Below are 18,315 nucleotides of genomic sequence, written 5' to 3'. Positions count from 1 at the left end.
AGAGAGTGGATAGCGGGCTACCGGTCGCCGTCCTCTGGGGGCGCGTCCGCCGGCGAAACGCCCCCGTCGCCGGCTGTCGGGCGGCCGTGCTGTTCGTAGTTGTCTTCGGTCACCGCCGGTGCCTCGGTCGCGACTTGCGCCGCGTGTTTCGTTCTGGCCTGGTAGTTCGCCGCGGCCGCGATCCCGATGCAGGCCACCAGTCCGATGACGGGCACCCAGTCGATACCGCCCACGACGACCTGCTGGGTGACAATTGCGAGGGCACCGCCGGCCAGCGACAGCCCGCCGATCTCTGCGATACCGCGCCTGTCCATACAGAGGTGTTGCTCGCCATGTTCTATAAGGTACGGCCCGTTTCACGCAGCCGAATCGTCCTCAGAGCGTGAACCGCTCGCCGTCGAGTCCGATGTCGTCGGCGAAGGCCCTGTCTGCGGGGACGTAGTGCGCAGTGTGGACGATGCGGTAGTCGTCGGCCTCGATGTCGGCGGCGAAGTCCCGCGCGCCGGGCAACGTCATGTGTTTCGTGCCGAAGGTCCGGGGAACGCCGTCTTCCGTGAAGTGGTCCCCACCCTTGGGGTGAAACTCGCAGGCCTCCGGGTGGACGATGCCCTCGACGAGTGCGAGGTCAGCGCCGGTCAGGACGGCTTTCGAGCGCTCGGGCACGTCATAGCAGGTGTCCCCGGAAATCGACAACACTGCCCCGGTCTGGGGCTCTTCGATTCGCAGACCGTAACACAGCAGCGGCGGGTGCGTGACGGGGACAAGCGTCACCTCGAAGCCGGCGACGGTGAACGGCTCGAACGGCGTCTGGGCGTGGACCGACACCGTATCGAGGTAGTCATAGCGGCTCCGGACGCCCTCGGCGACGCTCTCGCCGGTCACCGGGTCCGTCTCGTCGGCGGCGTGGACCGGCAGTTCGTCGAACAGGCGATAGGCGTTGCCGAGGCCGTCGAGATGATCGAAGTGGACGTGCGTGATGATCGCCGCGTCCGGCAGCGGGACCGACTCACGGAGAAACTGATGCCGGAAGTCCGGGCTCAGGTCGATGAGCAGCGACTCCCCGGTTTCGTCGTTCGCCACGGCCACGGAGAACCGCGACCGCTCGATGCCCCCTGTCGGGTCGATACCGCGCTCGCGGACGCTGGCGCGGAGTTCCGCGTCGGGGTCGCGTGCCCGTTCACAGGTGTCACAGTCGCACTGGACGGTCGGCGTCCCCGTCGTGTCGCCGGTCCCAAGCAGCGTGACCTCCATTACTGTCCTTTCAGCAGGCGACTCGCCTAAGCCCCTCGCTTTCGTTACTGGGTGTCGGCGAGGTCCGACGGGTCGACGCCCTGTCGGTCCAGCGTCGCCGCCAGCAGGGACTGGGCACGCTCGTCGGAGAGGTCATCGAACAGGCAGTCGAGAAAGCCTTCGAGCAACGCCGGCCGGATTCGCAGGTCGACGTACTCGACTTGCTTTTCCGCGATTACAACATCTACGTCCCACTCGCCTTCCTCGGGATCAGTCATGCGAACGTCGACCCACGCTTCGGCGGGGTCGTCTGTCTCGGTGAACACGTCATCCTCAGCCATGCGTACAGCGAATGTTCCCCGTATTGATAAGTAGCTCGCTGACAGCGGCGGCGATACCCACCGCTCGAGGGGTCGAAACGACCCTCAGTGGTCGTGATCGTGGTCGTGCCCGCTGTCGCCGTCGCCGGAGAAGCCGCCGCTTCCGGCGACCAGGGCGTCGGCGTCGCCGTCCATCATGTCCATGTTCTTGAGGTTGTCCCGCTCCTCGAAGTCGACGATGGCGTCTTCGAGGTCCTGCTGTGTGAGCGTGGTTCGCTCCTCGGTCAGGGCGTTGAGGACCGCCTCTCGGAGCACGAGCCGGAGGTCGCTCCCGGTCAGCCCCTCGGTCAGCTCCGCCAGGGTTTCGGGGTCGAAGTCGTCGATCTCCATCTGCTGGGTAACGATGCGGAGGATGTCCGCGCGCATCCCGTGGTCCGGCTTGGGGAAGTTGACAATTTCGTCGAAGCGCCGCCAGGCGGCGGCGTCGAGCTGGTCCGGGTGGTTCGTCGCACCGATGAGCAGCACTTCGTCCTGAATCAGTGAAATCTCGTCGATGCTCTTCAGCAGGGTGTTGACGGCGCGCTTGATGGCGGCGTGTTCGTCGGAGGAGCGGGTCTTGGCGACGAAGTCGAACTCGTCCATGAAGAGGATACACGGCGAGAGCCGCTTTGCGACCTCGAACACCTTCTCGACGTTCTTGGCCGTCTCGCCGAGGTACTGGCTGGTAATCATCGACAGCTTCACCTCGACAAAGGGGAGGTCGAGGTCGTGTGCCAGCGCGCGGGCGACGCTCGTCTTGCCGGTCCCCGGCGGGCCGACGAAGAGGAGCTTCCCGATCTCCCGCAGGCCGATGCGGGCGAGGTAGTCGCGGTGTTCGATGGCCTTGACGATCTTCTGTATCTCGTCTTCCTGGTCGGTGGTCAACACCAGGTCTGCCAGGGTCATCTCCACTTCTTCGGGGGCGCGCACGTCCACGAGGTCGAGCATCTCCTCGTCGTCCTCGTCGTCGGTGTCGAAGGCTTCCTCCAGTTTGGCGTCGATGAACGCGCGGTCGGCACGGGATGGCCGGTTCCGTTCGCGGGCGCGCTCGTAGTCAGCGCCCTCGACCTGGTCCTCGAAGGCTTTCGCTAAGACCGGATTGTCTTCGAGATCCGCGGCGTCGACCCGTTCGAGGAACCACTCCTCGGCGAGGTCGCGGTCCGTCATGGAGATGCTCCCGGAGAAGTCGTCGCGGTCGGTGAACATCAGGCCGGAGATGGCCGCCCAGGGCCGCTCGACGCCGGTGGCCTCGCTCGCGGTCGTGTTGGTGACCGACAGGGGCCGTTCGATCTCACCGTCGCTCCAGAACACCGAGCGGTACCCCGCCGGCAGGTCGTCCGGCTCGAAGTCTCGCCGCTCACTGTAGATAGTGGCCGTCAGCAGAAACTCGACGACATCCAGTTCCGGATTGCTCATTCCCACTGATGTTACCACGCGACCGGTATAAGTCACTCGAAGCCCCGGTGGCCGACACCAGGGTAATATACCCCCTCTGTGTATTTCTAACGTGGCAACTGATAATGCATTAATTTCGGTATACCGGAACCGCATCGGCGATCCGACGACCGACGATGAGGCATACGGGTACTGGCTGTTCGTCATCGGTATCGTGCTCGGTATCGTGGGTTTACTGCTGTTTTATCTGACAGCATCCCGCAGCACGCCGCGACAGTTCGGCTATCTGCTGGGGGCTATCGGGCTCATACTGCTGTTTGCGGGACCGACGATTAGGCTCCCACTGACACGCCGGGGCCTGATACTCACCTATCTCGGTGCCGTGGTCGGACTGGTCGCGATGGTGTGGTTCACCACGTTCTACCCGTCGAGCTGGAACGGCCCCGAGGGGAACCCGGCGGTGACGCTGTACATCGTCGGCCTCGGACTGATGGCCGTCGGGGCGGTCGTCTCCCCGCTACTGACCGGCCGGAAGGAGGCGTACGACGAAGCCGTGCGGACGGCACAGGAAGCGACTGAACTGGCCGAGCAGGCGTCGACAGACGCCGACCGGGCGTCACAGAAGGCCAGCCAACAGTCCCAGGTCGCCGAACAGGCAACCCGCGAGCGCGACACGCTGGCCGAGCAGTTGGCGACCAACGAGGCCGCCCGCGAGGAGCTGGAAACGGTCACGGAGGCGACTGAGGCCGAACTCGCCGCGGCCCACGCCACCATCGCGGCCGCGATGGACAGCAAGGCGACGTTCGAACTGTACGAAGACGCCGGCGGCAAGTACCGCTGGCGGCTCCGCCACCGGAACTCGAACGTCATCGCCGACAGCGCGCAGGGGTACTCCTCGCGCCAGAAGGCGATGCAGGGGCTCCGCAGCGTCCAGTCCAACGCCGCCGGCGGGGCCGTCGTCTTCTTCGAGGACGCGACCGAGGACGACACCGCCGAGGACGTGCCGGTCGTGCCGGCTCCCGAAAGCGACGCCGCGTTCGAACTGTTCGAGGACAACGCTGGCGAGTTCCGCTGGCGCTTGCGCCACGACAACGGCAACATCATCGCCGACGGCGGCGAGGGCTACGCCTCGAAATCGAACGTCCGCCGGGCGCTGCGAAGCGTCAAGTCCTACGTCCCCGGCGCGGCTTACCTCAAGATCGATCCTGTGGCGTACGAGGTGTACGCCGACGCCGCCGGGCAGTTCCGCTGGCGGCTCCTCCACCGCAACGGCAACATCCTCGCCGACGGCGGCGAAGGGTACAGTTCCCGGTCGAACGCCCGGCGGGCGGCCCGACGGGTGAGCGAACTCGCGCCTGACGCCGCGGTCGACGACGGCTTCGAGGTGTACGAGGATGCGGGCGAGGAGTGGCGCTGGCGGCTCCGGGCGGGCAACGGCGAACTCGTCGCGGACAGCGGCGAAGGGTATGCGAACCGGTCGAAGGCGATGGACGCCGTCGAGCGGGTCCAGTCCTACGCCGCCGACGCCGACCTACTGGCCATCGGCAGCGCGGCCTTCGAGGTGTACGAGGACAAGGGCGAGGAGTGGCGCTGGCGGCTCCGCCACCGCAACGGCGAGATCATCGCCGACTCCGGCGAGGGCTACGCCGAGCGCAACAAAGCCATCGCCGCCATCGAGCGGGTCAAGCGTCACGCGCCCGGTGCCCCCGAAGAAGAAACGTAGAATCGTCGACGCGGTCTTCGCCTCCAGCCAGCGAGACACCGATTCTCCAAAGTGTAGAATAGCCGAATTAATTAAACAGGTTTCGGCTGAAGTTATACATATATGACAGTAGATTCGCTCGAAGCGGCTGGACTCACGCGCATGGACGACAGCAACATCGCGGCGTTTCTGTCGAACCAGCGGGTCGGCGTGCTCGGGCTGCCGACCGAGAACGGCCCGTACATGATCCCCCTGTCGTTCGGCTACGACGGCGACAGCTCGCTGTATTTCACCTTCGTTGGCGGGTCGATGAGCCGCAAACAACAGTTGACCGAGGCGGCAGAGGACGCAGCCGTGCTCGTGTACAAGGTCGAATCGATGTTCCACTGGGAGAGCGTCCTGCTGCAGGGCAGTATCGAGGCTGTCCCCGAGTCCGAGTGGGACGAACTCGCGGCGGTGCTGGATACGGCGTGGCGGCCACAGATGTTCAAGGACGCAATCGAGGGCGGTGACATCGCAGTGTACCGGTTCCACATCGACGAGCGGGAGGGGCTCAGACACGCCGGCCTGCCGCCGGGGTTCGAACCGGAGTGACCGGGCAGGTGACAGCCCGAGGGGTTGTTTCCCGTCGTAGCCCCACACCACCGGTCGACAACAGTTCCCCCGCTGTCCGGAGTTTGTGAGGTTTTAACACAGGCGGCGACGTTCCGTTGTCCATGCCCACGCCCGTTATCGTAGATGCGGTCAGAACGCCCCAGGGAAAGGAGGACGGCGCGCTCGCCGGCGTCCGGAGCGAAGACCTCTCGGTGCCGCTGGTCAATCAGCTGCTCGCCTCGGCTGGCGTCGAGTCCGACGAGGTCGACGACCTGCTGTGGGGGTGTGCCCAGCAGCGCGGCGAACAGGGCAACAACATGGCCCGGGTCATCTCCTTGCTGTCGGACCTCGGTGAGAGCGTCCCCGCCTCGACCATCAACCGCTGGTGTGCCTCCTCAGCCGAAGCCCTGATGCGGGCTGCCGACGCCATCGCGGCCGGTCAGCGCGACGTGCTCATCGCCGGCGGCGTCGAATCGATGTCCCGCGTGAACATGGGCGAGAACACCCACAACGTCCACCCACGGCTGGCCGAACACTACAACATCGGCGAACTCCAGATGGGGATGACAGCCGAGAAGGTTGCCGACGAGATGGCGGTCGCTCGCCAGGAACAGGACGAGTACGCGCTCCGGAGCCACCAGCGCGCCGCCGACGCGACGGACTCGGGTCGCTTCGACGACGAAATCGTTCCTATCAATACCGAAGACGGGCGGCTTGCGGAAGACGAGGGCATCCGCCGCGACACCACGCTCGAAAAGCTCTCGGGCCTGCCGACAGTGTTCAAATCGGACGGGACGGTCACACCCGGCAACGCCTCTCAGGTCTCCGACGGCGCGGCGGGGCTGCTGGTCACCTCTCGCGAGTTCGCCGACGACCGCGGACTCAACGTACTCGCCGAAATCGGCTCCCACGAGGTCGCCGGCGTCGACCCGACCGTGATGGGTATTGGCCCGGTGCCGGCTGTCCGTAAGCTCACCGAACGCACTGACCGTGAGACCGAGGACTACGACCTCGTGGAACTCAACGAGGCCTTCGCCTCGCAGTGTCTGTACTGTCAGCGCGAACTCGGCTTCGACGACGAGATCTACAACGTCAACGGCGGCGCAATCGCCATCGGTCACCCGCTCGGGGCCTCCGGCGCGCGCCTCCCGGTGACGCTCGTCCACGAGATGAACCGCCGCGACGCGGAACTTGGCCTGGCGACCGAATGTGTCGGCTTCGGCCAGGGCGCGGCTATCGAGTTCCGGCTGCCCTGATTGATCAGCTATCCGTGCGAGCGGTTGCAGTTTTGCGTTTGGGGTGTGGCTCCGACCGCTGAATGATTCTGCTGACCTCTATTGGCCCTCTGGTCGTCAGTCCGGTGGCGTCTCTTGGAGGACCTCTGCTGCAGGGGCAAGCGAGGGGTCGGTGCGCTGCCGGAATCGGTCCGAACTGGTTGCAGGCAGATAGAAGAGGTCCACGAATTGGTCGGGGACGGTCCTGAACTCCTGCTCGCCGCGTTCCCTGAACACCGTTTTGAGGAACCGTTCGATACGACTTGGATCAGTAGAGAACTGAAACATGGCAGGGGTATAGAACTCCTTCGTGGGCTCTTCCGCGACGACTCTCGCCTCCAGGTCGCTCCGATCGTGGAACAATCCAACGAGTACTCGCTCGATCGCTCCCGGTTCTGTTGAAAACTGGAACGTTGCCGGGACGTAGAACTCAACCTCTTCTGTGTCTTTGCTCTGTGAACTTGTTTCGGTATCCATTATTTACTACCATGTAAGTGTTAGTCTACAAACACATAAGTATTGCCGGCTTTTGCGCTTCGAGGGCGTTCTCTCACACCTGTACTGGCGGTTTCTGTTTCCAGCAACGGTCGAGCGCGACTGTTCGGTGCTCCGTTCGAGCACGTCACACACCGTCCGAGCAGGGCGTTGAAGTCATCGAGTATCGCCACGGCACACGTCGAACCGCTGCTCGTCGTGGCGTTCCTCGCAAGCGGCGTCGCTCCCGTGGAGCGGGGTTTCCAGAGAAGACAGAGGTGGGCCTAGTCAGCAGCGATATCGCCGGCTGTCGTCGCCTCGGCGGGACTCGTCAACGAGTGGGTGTAGTCGTCGAGGTCGAGTGCGAAGGTGGCGTCGGTCGGGAGGTCGACCCACGAGAACTCGAACTCCGCACCGCGCTCCTCGCCCGTTCCGGTGACAGTGTGTACCCAGTGGTCCCGGGACTCGTGAACGGGCAGATGATAGAACGACCGCACGTACCGCTTCGGGGGCGATTCGCGGCGCGTCCAGACATCGGTAGCGATGTGTTGCAGACGCTCAAAGGAGGCCAGCCCGCTCTCCTCGACGGCCTCGCGCTGGACGGCGATCCGCGGTTTTTCGCCCGGTTCAACGGTCCCTTTCGGGATCTGCAGCCCGTCGTGGCCAGGCCCCTCGAACACCAGGAGTTCCGATCCATTCCTGGTGATGTAGGCGCAGGCTTTCTTGACGTAAGTGGCCCGCTGTGGTTGCATACATTCGTGTATCTGGGGTAGACATATAGTAGTACCCACATATCTGCCTAGAATCATATTAGGTCATCGGAAGGCAGAAAGGTGTACTCAGATGTGGGGGGAAGCCCGAAAGCGTGTCAGGAAGAACGATCAAGTAACGCTACCGAACTGGTATATAGCCCTCATAGCAGTGTTTTCCAGCGGGTTTTTGATTGAGTACACTGACGGTGACCGTGGCGAGTCGCCGTGGACGAAAGGCGTCGACAAATCGGACTAACACAGCTGACCGGCGACGATTAATCGCCGTTACTGACCATCTTCATACCGTCCCGCACGGACTCCCGACGGCCAAGCAGCGTCACCATGTCGCCCGCTTCGAGGATGTAGTCGGCCGTCGGCACCTCCGCGTGCTCGTGGCTTTCGCCGCTGACCAGCGCGATCAGACAGGCGTCAGGCAACATCGGGCCGACCTCGCGGATGGCCTTGCCGATGAGCTCCGGGTTCTTGACCTCGACCTCCTGCACGTCGCCACTGCGACCGACATCGGTCATCCAGTGGGCGATGGCCGGGCGCTCGATCTGGTTGTCGATGGCCCAGGCCGTCGCCATCGCCGAGGAGATGGTCCGGACGCCGAGGTCTTCGAAGGCCTCGACGTTGTCCGGGTTGTTCGCGCGGGCGATGACGCGCTCGACGCCGAACTTCGAACTCGCTAGCTGTGACACCAGCAGGTTCGCGTCGTCGTCACCGGTCGCCGCGACGATGGTCTTTGCGTTTTCGGCCCCGGCCGACCGCAACGTGTCGGTGTCGGTTCCGTCACCGATTTCGACGGCATAGCCGTCGTTGCGGGCTCGTTCGACGATCTCTTCGTCCTGCTCGATGATGACGACGTTCTCGCCTCGGTCTTCGAGGCGTGCGGCGAGCGCTCGGCCCACCTGTCCGCCGCCGACGATGATGACTCGCATTGGTATCACATCCAGTTTTTCCGCAATGAATCGCGCCAGCCCGCCCTCGAACAGGGCGGTCGCAAAGATGACCAGGAAGACGGTCCCCAGCAGGATATCCGCCTGCGTTCCCAGCAGTTCGGCCTGTGCCCCGGTGACCTCTTCGGCCGCGGCGTTCAGTTCGACGGCAAACAGCGTCGCGACCGAGGCCGGAATGATCCCGCGCGGGCCGACGAAGCTGACGAACAGTTTCTCGTTGGTCGTGAACCGGTCGCCGACGGCCGAGACGAACACCAGCAGCGGCCGGATGACCAGCGCGACGGCGAGGACGACGATGATGCCCGCCAGCCCGACATCGATGAGCGAGGCGAGTTCCAACTGTGCTGCCAGTGCGATGAACACGAACGACAGCACCAACAGCGTGATATCGCCTTTGAACTCCTCGATGTCTTCCTCGTAGGGATGGTCAACATTACCCAGGGCCATCCCTGCCGTCGCAGCGGCGGCGACGCCGGCCTCGGTCGCTATCGTGTTCGCACCCGCGTAGGCGATGAGTGCCCCGGCGAGCACGAGCAGTCGGGAGTTCCGCGGTGCGTCGCCGGGCGAGAGGTCGACGTACTGGAGGAGGTAGTACACCACGCCGGCGACGATGAGGCCGACGAGCAGCCCCGTCCCCAGTCGAAGCGCGAACGCCCGCAACAGGCCCTCGCTCGACGCCACCGGGTTGACCGTCTCGAAGATGACGACGGCGATGATCGCCGCGGTCACGTCGTTGACGATCCCCTCCGTCTCCAGCGCGGCGGCGACGCGGTCCCGAACCGGGACGACATTGAGAATCGGGGTGATAACCGTCGGCCCGGTTGCAACCAGGAGCGCACCGATGAGGAACGCGAGGTTCCAGGAGACGGCCGCGGAGTTGAACGCGAACTTGACGGCGATGGCGGTGCCCACCAGTGCGATAGCCGCACCGACGGTAACGAGCCGGAACGTCGCGGCCGGGGCCTCGCGCAACCGGTCGAACCGGAGGTGGTAGGCCCCCTCGAAGACGATGATTGCGACCGCTAAGCCGACGATTGCCGACAATGCCCCACCGAAGGTCCCATCGCCGATGATCTTCAGTCCGGGCTGGCCGATGATGACGCCCACCACCAGGTAAAAGATGATACTGGGCACGCGCAGCCGTGCGGCGAGGACCTGTGCAAGGACGCCGAGTCCAATGATGCCAGCGACGAGCGGAATCAGTAGCCCCGAGCTACCAGCCACAGTTGGCCTCCATCTGTCCAGCCTAACGTATCGACCTCGTATAAACGCACTCACTTGGTGGACACATCGGAGCCGGAATCACCCGGCGGCGGGAGCCAAATCTCGTACCGGGTCGGAGAAACACGGCCGTGGAAAAGCGTCCCAACTGATTAGAGGATGGCACTTGCGTGACACGTATGGAAGAGTCAGTAGCGGATGCCACACAGGCGATTGCCGTCTCATCGACGCCGGCCGCCGAGTTCCGCGAACTGCCACGCAGCCGACAGCGGACGGTGTTCTTCCAGCTTCCGGAGACGGCCCAGCAGTCACTGGTCGCAGAGATGGACCGCGACCAGCTACAGGGGTTCGTCCGGCGGCTAGACCCCGACGAAGTGGCGGACGTGCTCGGGCTGGCCGACGAGGAGACCCGCGAACGCGTCCTCCAGCACCTCGATGCGGACCGCCGGGAGAAGGCCGCATTTCTGCTTGAGTTCAGCCCCGAGAGCGCGGCCGGGCTGATGCATCTGGATTACGTGACCGTGGATGTCGACCGCAGCCTATCCGATGTCGCCCGCCGCGTCGAGCGCCACGAGGCACGGACCGGTCGGTTCCCCACCATCTTCGTCACCGAGGGTGACGACCTGCTCGGCGAACTCCCCGGGCAGACGCTGGCGATGACGGACGGAGATTCGGTCGCGCTGCGGGACCACGTCCACGCGACGCCGGCGGTTCGGTTCGACAGACCGGACACCGACGTTGTCGACGTGTTCCGGGCCAACCCCGAGCGCTCCGTCGCCGTGCTGGACGAGGACGAAAGCATCCTCGGCGTCATCTACGCACAGGACCTCCTGCGAATCATCGAGGAGGAGGCCGGCGAGACGCTGTACGAGTTCACGGGCGTCCGCGAGGAGGAGAGCGTCCTCGACGGGCCGCTGTCGAAGGTGCGCTACCGGTACAAGTGGCTTATCATCAACCTGGGGACGGCGTTTCTCGCGGCCGGCATGGTCGGCTTCTTCGAGGACACCATCGCGGCGTTCACCCTGCTCGCAGTGTACATGCCCGTCGTCGCCGGGATGGGCGGGAACGCCGGCACGCAGTCGATGGCCGTCACGGTCCGCGGGCTCGCCTTCGGCCAGATTTCACTGTCAACCGGGAGCCGAGCTATCCTCAACGAGGCCATCGCTGGTGCAGCGAACGGGACTATCACTGGAATCCTCGTCGCAATAATCGCCACCGTGTTCAATCAGAGCCCGCTGCTTGGACTGGTGCTTGGCGTGTCGATGGTGCTGAACCTCGTCATCGCGGGCTTCTTCGGGACTATCATCCCGCTAGTGCTGGATAAAATCGGGAAGGACCCCGCGACCTCCGCAACGATTTTCATCACCACCGCGACGGACGTGCTTGGATTCTTCATCTTCCTCGGGCTGGCCCAGAGCGTCCTCTGAGCGCGGTTGGTGGATTCAGAGACGGTCCGCCCCGCGCAACCCCACCCTCACCGGTTCCGGCTCACCGGGAACTTCACGCGGTCGGGGTGTTCGTTGAACCGCTCCAGAATGTCCGCGTACAGCGCGTTTCGCATCCGGGTGCCGCGGCGCGGGTGGACGAGATACCGGAGCCGAAGCTCCACCCACGACTCCCCCTGCGTGATGTTGACCGTCGGCTGTTCGTTCACGTCGAGTTCGACCGGCGTCTCCGCGAGGCGGTCGCGGTACTCCCGAACCTGTTTGGCCATCTCGTCGCCGAGGTGGTCGGTCGCCACGTCGATCATCACCTCGGATGCGAACTGCAGGTCGGTCTCATAGGCGACCTGTATCGAGAGTTCGTTCCAGACGTACTGGACGCCCTCGCCATAGAAGTTGACGACGCGGGAGGACAGCACCGTGCTGTTGGGCACTGTGACGATGCGGCCCGACGGCTGGTTCGATGAGACGAGGTCGCCGTCGATCTCCCACACCTCCGTGACGAAGAAATCGACCGCGACCACGTCACCACGCATCTCCTCGATAGCGATACGGTCGCCCACCTGGTAGGGCCGCTTGGTCATGATGTAGAGCCAGCCGATGAGCGAGAACAGGGGTTGCTGGAGCGCGAACGTGACCGCGAACCCGAGCACACCAAGGGAGAACAACACGCTCACCCACTCCCGGGTGACGACGCCGAACACCGCCACCATCCCGAGGATGCCGAAGGTCAGCCGGAGGACGTTGCGCACGTCGTGCTGGCGGCGTTTGTTCTGGGTGTGGTCCATGAGGTACGTCCGGCTGATGATGTAACTGCCGTACGTCGCGAGCAAAATTGATGCCAGGGTGAGCGCCAGCAGCGTGAGCGGCTCCAGTTCCACCCCGGGAATCTGCTCGTCGATGCCGAACCGGCTCACGAACCGCGAGCCAGCATACAGGACGACCGCACAGAGCAGCGACACGTAGCCAGTTCGGCGCATACCACGACACTGTGGCCCGGCCTTGAGAAACCCACCTATTCTTCGCGGTTGTCGAGCGCCACGAGGACGCCGCGGACGTTCAGGCGCATCTCGGCGCGGCCCTTGCGCTCGCCCCAGGTCTCGGTGTCGGCCCGCTCGACGAAGTAGTCGACGACCGCCTCGTCGTCGTCCAGTTCCGCGCGCTTGCGCTCGACTTCGGCGACCCACTCCGGCAGAATCTCGGCGTAGGTCGCCAGTTTGTCGCCGGTTTCGGCGGCACCGAAGTGGCCGAACATGAGGATGTCAGGGTCGAGGTCCTGTAACATCGCCACGTCGTCGAGCGCCTGGTCGAGCGTGAAGTTCACCGGCGGGGTCGTGACGTGCATTTCGTCGGTCGACGGGTTGTAGATACCAGCGGCGTCGGCGGTGAACACGCCGTCGATAACGGGGTCGTAGAAGACGACCTGGTGGGGGGCGTGACCCGGTGCATACAGGGTTTCCAGCGAGTGGTCGCCCAGGTCGATTACGTCGCCGTCGGTCAGCGTCTCGATGCGGTCCTCGGCGACCGGAATCGGCTTGCCGTAGTACTGTATCTGGTCGCCGACGGCGTGTTTGGTCCCCTCCCAGAGCCGTTCCGGGTCGACGAGGTGGCGCTTCCCGGACTCGTGGACGTACACCGTCGCGTTCGGGCAGTCCTCGGCGAGGTAGCCGGCCCCGCCGGCGTGGTCCAGATGGACGTGGGTCGTCGCGATGACTTCGAGGTCCTCGGGCGCGATGCCGACCGACTCCATCGCCGAGAGAATGGTCTCGTGTCGCGCGCCGGTGCCGGTGTCGACCAGCGCCGGTCGCTCGGCGTCGATTATGTAGACGGGCCCGTACTCGGCCACGTCGTACATCCCGACGTCGACGTAGTGAACGTCAGTGCAGTCGCCGACCGTCACCTCGTAAACGTCGCCGATTCCCATACTCCCTCTCCGGACCGGCGGGGGCAAAACCGTTGTGCCACGGCTGTCGTGACAGCAGATCGTCAGGTAGGGCAAAAGGGTTCACCCGGAACCAGAAAGAGTACTGTATGTACGACGCCGTGCTTGTTCCGACCGACGGCTCCGATGGGTCCGCCACCGCGGCCGAACACGCCATCGACCTCGCAGAGCGCCACGACGCAGAGCTACACGCGCTCCACGTCCTCGAAACCGAGCAGGTGGTCGACCAGATTCCGGATTTCGAGGATAGCAGCATCTTCGACCGCCTCGCCGACGCCGGCCAGCAGGCTGTCGACGACCTACGCGAACAGGCCGAAACCAGCGACATCGACACCGTCACCACGGCGGTCGAGCAGGGCGTCGCTCACGAGGAAGTAGTGAATTACGTCGAGCGCCACGACATCGACGTGGTTGTGATGGCAACGGAGGGACGGACCGGCCCCTCTCGGGAACTCATCGGCAGCGTCACCGAATCGGTCGTTCGGGCCTCGCCGGTGCCGGTGCTCGCGGTCAAGGTCGGTGGCGAAGCGTAGCGGGAAACGAACAGGCCGACAATCAGGGACAGACTCACCACTGGACCGACACGCCTAATTTCTGCCGTCGAGAACCGTCGTCCATGTTATCGAGACAGTTCGTCCGGGAGCACCCCGAGACGGTCCGCGACGCCATCGAGCGGAAGGGCGTCACGGGCGTTGACCTCGACGAGATCCTGGAAATCGACGCGGAGTGGCGGGAACTGAAAGCCGAAGGCGACGGCCTCCGACAGGAGCGCAACGAAGTGTCCAGCAAGATCGGCCAGCTCAAACAGGAAGGCGAGGAAGAAGAGGCACAGGAAGCCATCGAGCGCTCTCAGGAACTCAAAGAGGAGCTACAGGCAGTCGAGGAGCGTGCCGACGAACTGGAGTCCCAGCTTGAGGCGGCCCTGCTTGAACTGCCGAACGTCCCCCACGAGTCGGTGCCGACCGGCGAGGACGAGGCCGATAACGTCGAGCGCTACCGCGAGGGGTTCGAGGACCTGCGGGACCTGCCTGACGAGGTGGTTCCGCACTACGACCTCGGCGAGGACCTGGACCTGCTCGACTTCGAGCGCGGTGCGAAGGTGTCCGGCGGCGGCTACCAGTTCGTCAAAGGCGATGGCGCACGCCTTGAGCACGCACTCATCCAGTTCATGCTCGACGTGCACCGCGAGCAGGAGTACGTCGACGTGCTGCCGCCGATTCCGGTCAACTCCGACTCGATGGAAGGGACCGGCCAACTCCCCAAGTTCGCCGAGGACGCCTACCGCGTCGGGGCCAGACAGGACGACGACTACGACAGCGACGATCTGTGGCTGCTGCCGACGGCGGAGGTGCCGGTCACCAACATGTACCGCGACGAGATCCTGCTGGACGACGACCTCCCGGTCAAACACCAGGCGTTCTCGCCGAACTTCCGCCGCGAAGCCGGCGAGCACGGCACCGAGACGCGGGGCTACGTCCGCGTCCACCAGTTCCACAAGGTCGAACTCGTCAACTTCGTCCGCCCCGAAAACAGCTACGACCGGCTGGAGAGCCTGCTGGACGAGGCCGCCGAAGTGCTCGACCGCCTCGAACTCCCCTACCGCGTGCTCAACATGTGTACCGGCGACATGGGCTTCACCCAGGCCAAGAAGTACGACATCGAGGTGTGGGCTCCCGGCGACGACATGGAGGACGGCCCGGACCGCGGCGGCCGCTGGCTCGAAGTCTCCTCGGTGTCGAACTTCGAGGACTTCCAGGCCCGGCGGGCCGGCCTGCGCTACCGCCCCGAGCGACACGAATCCGCCGACTACCTCCACACGCTGAACGGCTCCGGACTGGCCGTGCCCCGCGTCCTCGTCGCCATCATGGAGTACTACCAGAACGACGACGGGACCATTACCATCCCCGAGCCGCTCCGCCCGTACATGGGCGGCCAGGAAGTCATCGAGGGCCACGAACCTGTCGGCGAGAGCGCCGTCGGAGCCGGCGAAAAAGAGTAGCTCACCGGGCTCTCTGTCGCTCGACCAGAGTTACGGGTTTCTGCATGTGGTACGTTATACGGCACCATATTTCAGCACACCATTATATTCGCCCGTCGGGTCCGTCAAGGTATGCCGGACGACGCCTTCGGGCAGATGGTACGGGATTTCCACCGCGACGACCTCGCCGAACGGCCCCGCTATCGGCGCGACGACGACGATTTGACCGAGGCGCATCTGGCGGGCTACTTCGAGCCGCCATCGGCGTGGCATCCCATCGAACGGACCCTGTTCTCGGCGGTGACAGGGCGAGTCCTCGACGCCGGTTGTGGCGTCGGCCGACACGCGCTCGCCCTGCAGCAGCGCGGTCACGACGTGCTGGCGGTCGACCGGAGTCCGGGAGCCGTCGCGGTCGCTCGGGAGCGCGGGGTCACGCACGCTGTGGTCGGTGACCTCCGGCGGCCGCCCGGCAACGGGTTCGACACGGTCGCGGTCCTGGGCAAGCAACTCGGCCTCGGGCGCTCGCTGGCCGACCTCCAAGCGACGCTTGCCGAACTAGCGGCGGTGACGCGACCCGGCGGCCGTCTCATCGCTGACATGGACACGCTCGACCGGGCAGACCCCGAAACCGAGGCTGCCCACCTCGTCCAGCCCGGTGTTGCCTACCGGACCTTCCGCGTCGAATACGACGGGCTGGCCGGGCCGTGGACCGACCTGCTGCTGGTCACGCCGTCGCAGTTCCGCGCCGCGGTCGGCGAGACCCCGTGGACCGTGGACGGACTCGTCGGGACTGAAGTCGATGGCTCGGCCTACGGTGTCCAACTTTCGCTGCCAGAATAGCGAAACAGCAAATCCGCAAGCGGTCGGACCTCAGCGCGTGTACGTCTCGATGCGCTCGATGTCGTCGCCGGCGAAGGTGAACACGTCCACGAAGCCGACGATGCGCTCGCCGTCGGCATCAAGCAGGCGGCCACGGGCGACGACTTCCGCTGTCTCCGTACCATCACCACCTGCTGATTCTGCCCCACCATTGTCCTGCGGGCAGTAGAGCCCATCCAGCGGGTGTGTGGTGTCCGTCTGCGGTCGCTCCTCGCGCATGAACCGCACGAACCGCTCCCGGCCCTCGATGGTCCGGTCGGGTCGGTCGTGGACGAACGACGGGGCCAGCAGCGAGGTCAACTGGTCGTAGTCGCCGCCGTCGATGGCATCGTAGTAGGCCCGTGTATGCTGAAGGAGAGCAGATCGCGTCACGTGTCTCGTTCGTAATCGTCGGTTGTGTCTCTGTCGCTCACTGGGCCGGAATCGTGGTCCGAACTGCCGTCTGTTTCCGAGCCTGCACTGCCGTCCGTTTCCGGGTCCGAAGCGTCGTTCGGGCCGGAGTCGCCCGCCGACTCGTCCGCGGCGTCAGCAGCAGCCGTCGGATCAGTCAGGTCTAGTTCGGCTGATTCGCTGGTTTCCGACCCAGACGAGGAGTCTGCGTCCGACGGTTGGTCGACGCTCGACTGGTCACCGTCTGGCGTGTCCTGTGTCGCGGAGTCGGCATCCGCGCCGCCGACCGCCTCGGGCGGCGCTTCGACCATCGCTGTCGGGGCCTCCTCTATGGAATCCGAGGACTCGCTCTCGGCCTCGCTTTCGGCCAGTTCGGCCTGTATTTCCTCGATATCGGTGTCGTCGACCTCCGAAAGCTCACCCTCTCCGTCGGGCGACGACACCGAGTCCGGCGGCGGGTCGTCGGCCGCCGGTTCGTCGGGTGTCGATTGATCCGCAGGTGTGGTCGCTTCGCCGGGCGATCCCGCTGATTTCGACGACTGTTCGGCTGGCTCCGCTGCCGTCGCCTCCTGGGCTGCTGATCCCGTCGTCTCGTCGGCCGCCTCTCGGATTCCGTCGGCTGCGTCCGTGGCGTCCGTGGCGTCGGTCGACGATGTCGAATCCAGCGCCGACTCGCCCGCCGAGGACGCCGTCTCCGCCAGTTCGGTAGCGGTCCGTTCGACCGCCGCGTCGATGTCCACATCGAGAGAGGTGTCTCCCTCCTCTGCGTCCTGTGAGAGGTAGGCCGGGCGCTCGTCGTCCGATTCCGTTTCGAGCGTCTCCAATTCCGGCGGCCACGGACCGTCGGGGTCGGGGGGTTCCTCGTAGCCACGGGCCGTTTCCAGCGGCCGCTCGGCGTCGTCCCGGAGCGCCTGCCCCTCCGCCCCGCTTCCGCTGGAGTAGGCGCTGGCGGCCTGGGCGAGCCAGTCGCTGGCCTGCCACAGCGAGTTCGCCTTGGTCTTTGCGTCCTCGTAGATGGGCTTCAGGGCCTCGTCGTCGACGAAGCGGACGGCGGTGTCGAAGTGGTCCGCGGCGTCCTCGAACTCCTCGCGGGCCTGCTGGAAGTCGCCCTGTGCGACCATCCACTCCGAGTCCTGGAAGCCCCCCATCGCCGCGGTGAACGCCCGCCGGCCCTCCGTGTAGTGGGCGTGGCCGACGCGGTAGCGGGCGAACGCGGTGTCGTCGCCGCCGGTGTCCGCGATGGCGTCCTTGATTTCCTCGACGCGGGGCAGCTGCCGGAGATCGTCGGTACTCCAGGCGTACTGGATCTCGCCGTCGTGGTCGATGACGACGACGGCCCGTTCGATGAGTTGCTGGCCGATGTCATCCACGAAGTCGATACCGTACTCGCGGGCAACGTCGTGGTCGGTGTCGGATAATAGCGGGATTTTCAGGTCGTAGCGGTCGGCGAAGGCCCGGTGGCTGTACACCGAATCCGTGCTGATGCCCAGGATCGTTACGTCCTTTTGCATCGTAAAGAGATCGAGTTCGTCTAGATCACAGGCGGTGTCGTCACAGGCCGGGTTGAAATCCGCCGGGTAGAACGCGAGGATGACCACGTCCTCGCCGAGATAGTCGGACAACCCGACCCGCTTTCGCTCGCCGTCGACCAGCGCCGGCAGTTCGAACAGTGGTGCCGCCGTCCCCTCTGAAAGCACATCTTATACAACCGAGTCCGCCTATAA

General features: G+C 65.0%; 18 protein-coding genes. 7 read left to right on the top strand and 11 right to left on the bottom strand.

Annotated features, from left to right (window positions below; translation table 11 throughout):
* Nucleotides 1-17: 17 nt before the first annotated feature.
* From NDI54_RS03165 to NDI54_RS03150, 4 genes are all read right to left on the bottom strand, one after another.
* Nucleotides 18-314 (bottom strand): hypothetical protein, encoded by a 297-nt coding sequence (locus NDI54_RS03165; RefSeq protein WP_310895025.1) that lies wholly within the window; start codon nucleotides 312-314, stop codon nucleotides 18-20.
* 61 nt (nucleotides 315-375) lie between these two features.
* On the bottom strand, nucleotides 376-1,251 hold the full coding sequence (locus tag NDI54_RS03160) for an MBL fold metallo-hydrolase (RefSeq protein ID WP_310895024.1): 876 nt from the start codon (nucleotides 1,249-1,251) through the stop codon (nucleotides 376-378).
* Nucleotides 1,252-1,295: 44 nt separating this feature from the next.
* A complete protein-coding gene (locus NDI54_RS03155) occupies nucleotides 1,296-1,571 on the bottom strand; it encodes a hypothetical protein (protein WP_310895023.1) in 276 nt (91 codons plus the stop codon).
* An 84-nt stretch (nucleotides 1,572-1,655) separates the two neighbouring features.
* A complete protein-coding gene (locus NDI54_RS03150) occupies nucleotides 1,656-3,005 on the bottom strand; it encodes an ATP-binding protein (RefSeq protein ID WP_310895022.1) in 1,350 nt (449 codons plus the stop codon).
* A gap of 91 nt (nucleotides 3,006-3,096) precedes the next feature.
* Here NDI54_RS03150 and NDI54_RS03145 point away from each other — a divergent pair, with 91 nt between their 5' ends.
* The 3 genes from NDI54_RS03145 (at nucleotide 3,097) to NDI54_RS03135 (ending at nucleotide 6,536) form a co-directional block, all read left to right on the top strand.
* A complete protein-coding gene (locus tag NDI54_RS03145; protein ID WP_310895021.1) occupies nucleotides 3,097-4,707 on the top strand; it encodes a YegP family protein in 1,611 nt (536 codons plus the stop codon).
* A gap of 102 nt (nucleotides 4,708-4,809) precedes the next feature.
* Entirely contained in the window at nucleotides 4,810-5,280 is a 471-nt protein-coding gene (locus NDI54_RS03140) for a pyridoxamine 5'-phosphate oxidase family protein (protein WP_310895020.1), read from the top strand.
* A gap of 122 nt (nucleotides 5,281-5,402) precedes the next feature.
* Entirely contained in the window at nucleotides 5,403-6,536 is a 1,134-nt protein-coding gene (locus NDI54_RS03135; protein WP_310895019.1) for a thiolase family protein, read from the top strand.
* A 96-nt stretch (nucleotides 6,537-6,632) separates the two neighbouring features.
* On the opposite strand, the gene NDI54_RS03130 is transcribed toward NDI54_RS03135, so the two are convergent.
* The 3 genes from NDI54_RS03130 to NDI54_RS03120 all read right to left on the bottom strand — a co-directional run bounded on the left by NDI54_RS03130 (nucleotide 6,633) and on the right by NDI54_RS03120 (nucleotide 9,963).
* A complete protein-coding gene (locus NDI54_RS03130; protein ID WP_310895018.1) occupies nucleotides 6,633-7,031 on the bottom strand; it encodes a hypothetical protein in 399 nt (132 codons plus the stop codon).
* A 281-nt stretch (nucleotides 7,032-7,312) separates the two neighbouring features.
* Complete coding sequence (locus NDI54_RS03125; RefSeq protein WP_310895017.1) at nucleotides 7,313-7,780, bottom strand: NUDIX hydrolase; 468 nt, start codon at nucleotides 7,778-7,780, stop codon at nucleotides 7,313-7,315.
* Between the two features lie 275 nt (nucleotides 7,781-8,055).
* Entirely contained in the window at nucleotides 8,056-9,963 is a 1,908-nt protein-coding gene (locus tag NDI54_RS03120; protein ID WP_310895016.1) for a cation:proton antiporter domain-containing protein, read from the bottom strand.
* Between the two features lie 176 nt (nucleotides 9,964-10,139).
* On the opposite strand from NDI54_RS03120, the gene NDI54_RS03115 reads away from it, so the two are divergent.
* Nucleotides 10,140-11,387, top strand: a complete 1,248-nt coding sequence (locus NDI54_RS03115; protein WP_310895015.1) for a magnesium transporter — start codon at nucleotides 10,140-10,142, stop codon at nucleotides 11,385-11,387.
* A gap of 47 nt (nucleotides 11,388-11,434) precedes the next feature.
* On the opposite strand, the gene NDI54_RS03110 is transcribed toward NDI54_RS03115, so the two are convergent.
* On the bottom strand, nucleotides 11,435-12,382 hold the full coding sequence (locus NDI54_RS03110; RefSeq protein WP_310895014.1) for a mechanosensitive ion channel family protein: 948 nt from the start codon (nucleotides 12,380-12,382) through the stop codon (nucleotides 11,435-11,437).
* A 35-nt stretch (nucleotides 12,383-12,417) separates the two neighbouring features.
* Entirely contained in the window at nucleotides 12,418-13,326 is a 909-nt protein-coding gene (locus tag NDI54_RS03105) for an MBL fold metallo-hydrolase (protein WP_310895013.1), read from the bottom strand.
* Between the two features lie 107 nt (nucleotides 13,327-13,433).
* Here NDI54_RS03105 and NDI54_RS03100 point away from each other — a divergent pair, with 107 nt between their 5' ends.
* The 3 genes from NDI54_RS03100 (at nucleotide 13,434) to NDI54_RS03090 (ending at nucleotide 16,162) form a co-directional block, all read left to right on the top strand.
* Entirely contained in the window at nucleotides 13,434-13,877 is a 444-nt protein-coding gene (locus NDI54_RS03100; RefSeq protein WP_310895012.1) for a universal stress protein, read from the top strand.
* Nucleotides 13,878-13,960: 83 nt separating this feature from the next.
* Complete coding sequence (gene serS / locus NDI54_RS03095; RefSeq protein ID WP_310895011.1) at nucleotides 13,961-15,343, top strand: serine--tRNA ligase; 1,383 nt, start codon at nucleotides 13,961-13,963, stop codon at nucleotides 15,341-15,343.
* 111 nt (nucleotides 15,344-15,454) lie between these two features.
* Nucleotides 15,455-16,162, top strand: a complete 708-nt coding sequence (locus tag NDI54_RS03090; protein WP_310895010.1) for a class I SAM-dependent methyltransferase — start codon at nucleotides 15,455-15,457, stop codon at nucleotides 16,160-16,162.
* A 30-nt stretch (nucleotides 16,163-16,192) separates the two neighbouring features.
* Here NDI54_RS03090 and NDI54_RS03085 read toward each other — a convergent pair whose 3' ends face one another.
* Both NDI54_RS03085 and NDI54_RS03080 read right to left on the bottom strand, forming a co-directional pair.
* Nucleotides 16,193-16,573 (bottom strand): nuclear transport factor 2 family protein, encoded by a 381-nt coding sequence (locus NDI54_RS03085; protein WP_310895009.1) that lies wholly within the window; start codon nucleotides 16,571-16,573, stop codon nucleotides 16,193-16,195.
* A complete protein-coding gene (locus tag NDI54_RS03080; RefSeq protein ID WP_310895008.1) occupies nucleotides 16,570-18,288 on the bottom strand; it encodes a redoxin domain-containing protein in 1,719 nt (572 codons plus the stop codon). The genes NDI54_RS03085 and NDI54_RS03080 overlap by 4 nt, the downstream gene beginning before the upstream one ends.
* Between the last annotated feature and the right edge of the window lie 27 nt (nucleotides 18,289-18,315).

Origin of the sequence: Haloarcula terrestris, from assembly GCF_031624315.1 — an archaeon.
GTDB classification, from domain to species: Archaea; Halobacteriota; Halobacteria; order Halobacteriales; family Haloarculaceae; genus Haloarcula; species Haloarcula terrestris.
This window is presented reverse-complemented; position numbering and strand designations above follow the sequence as displayed.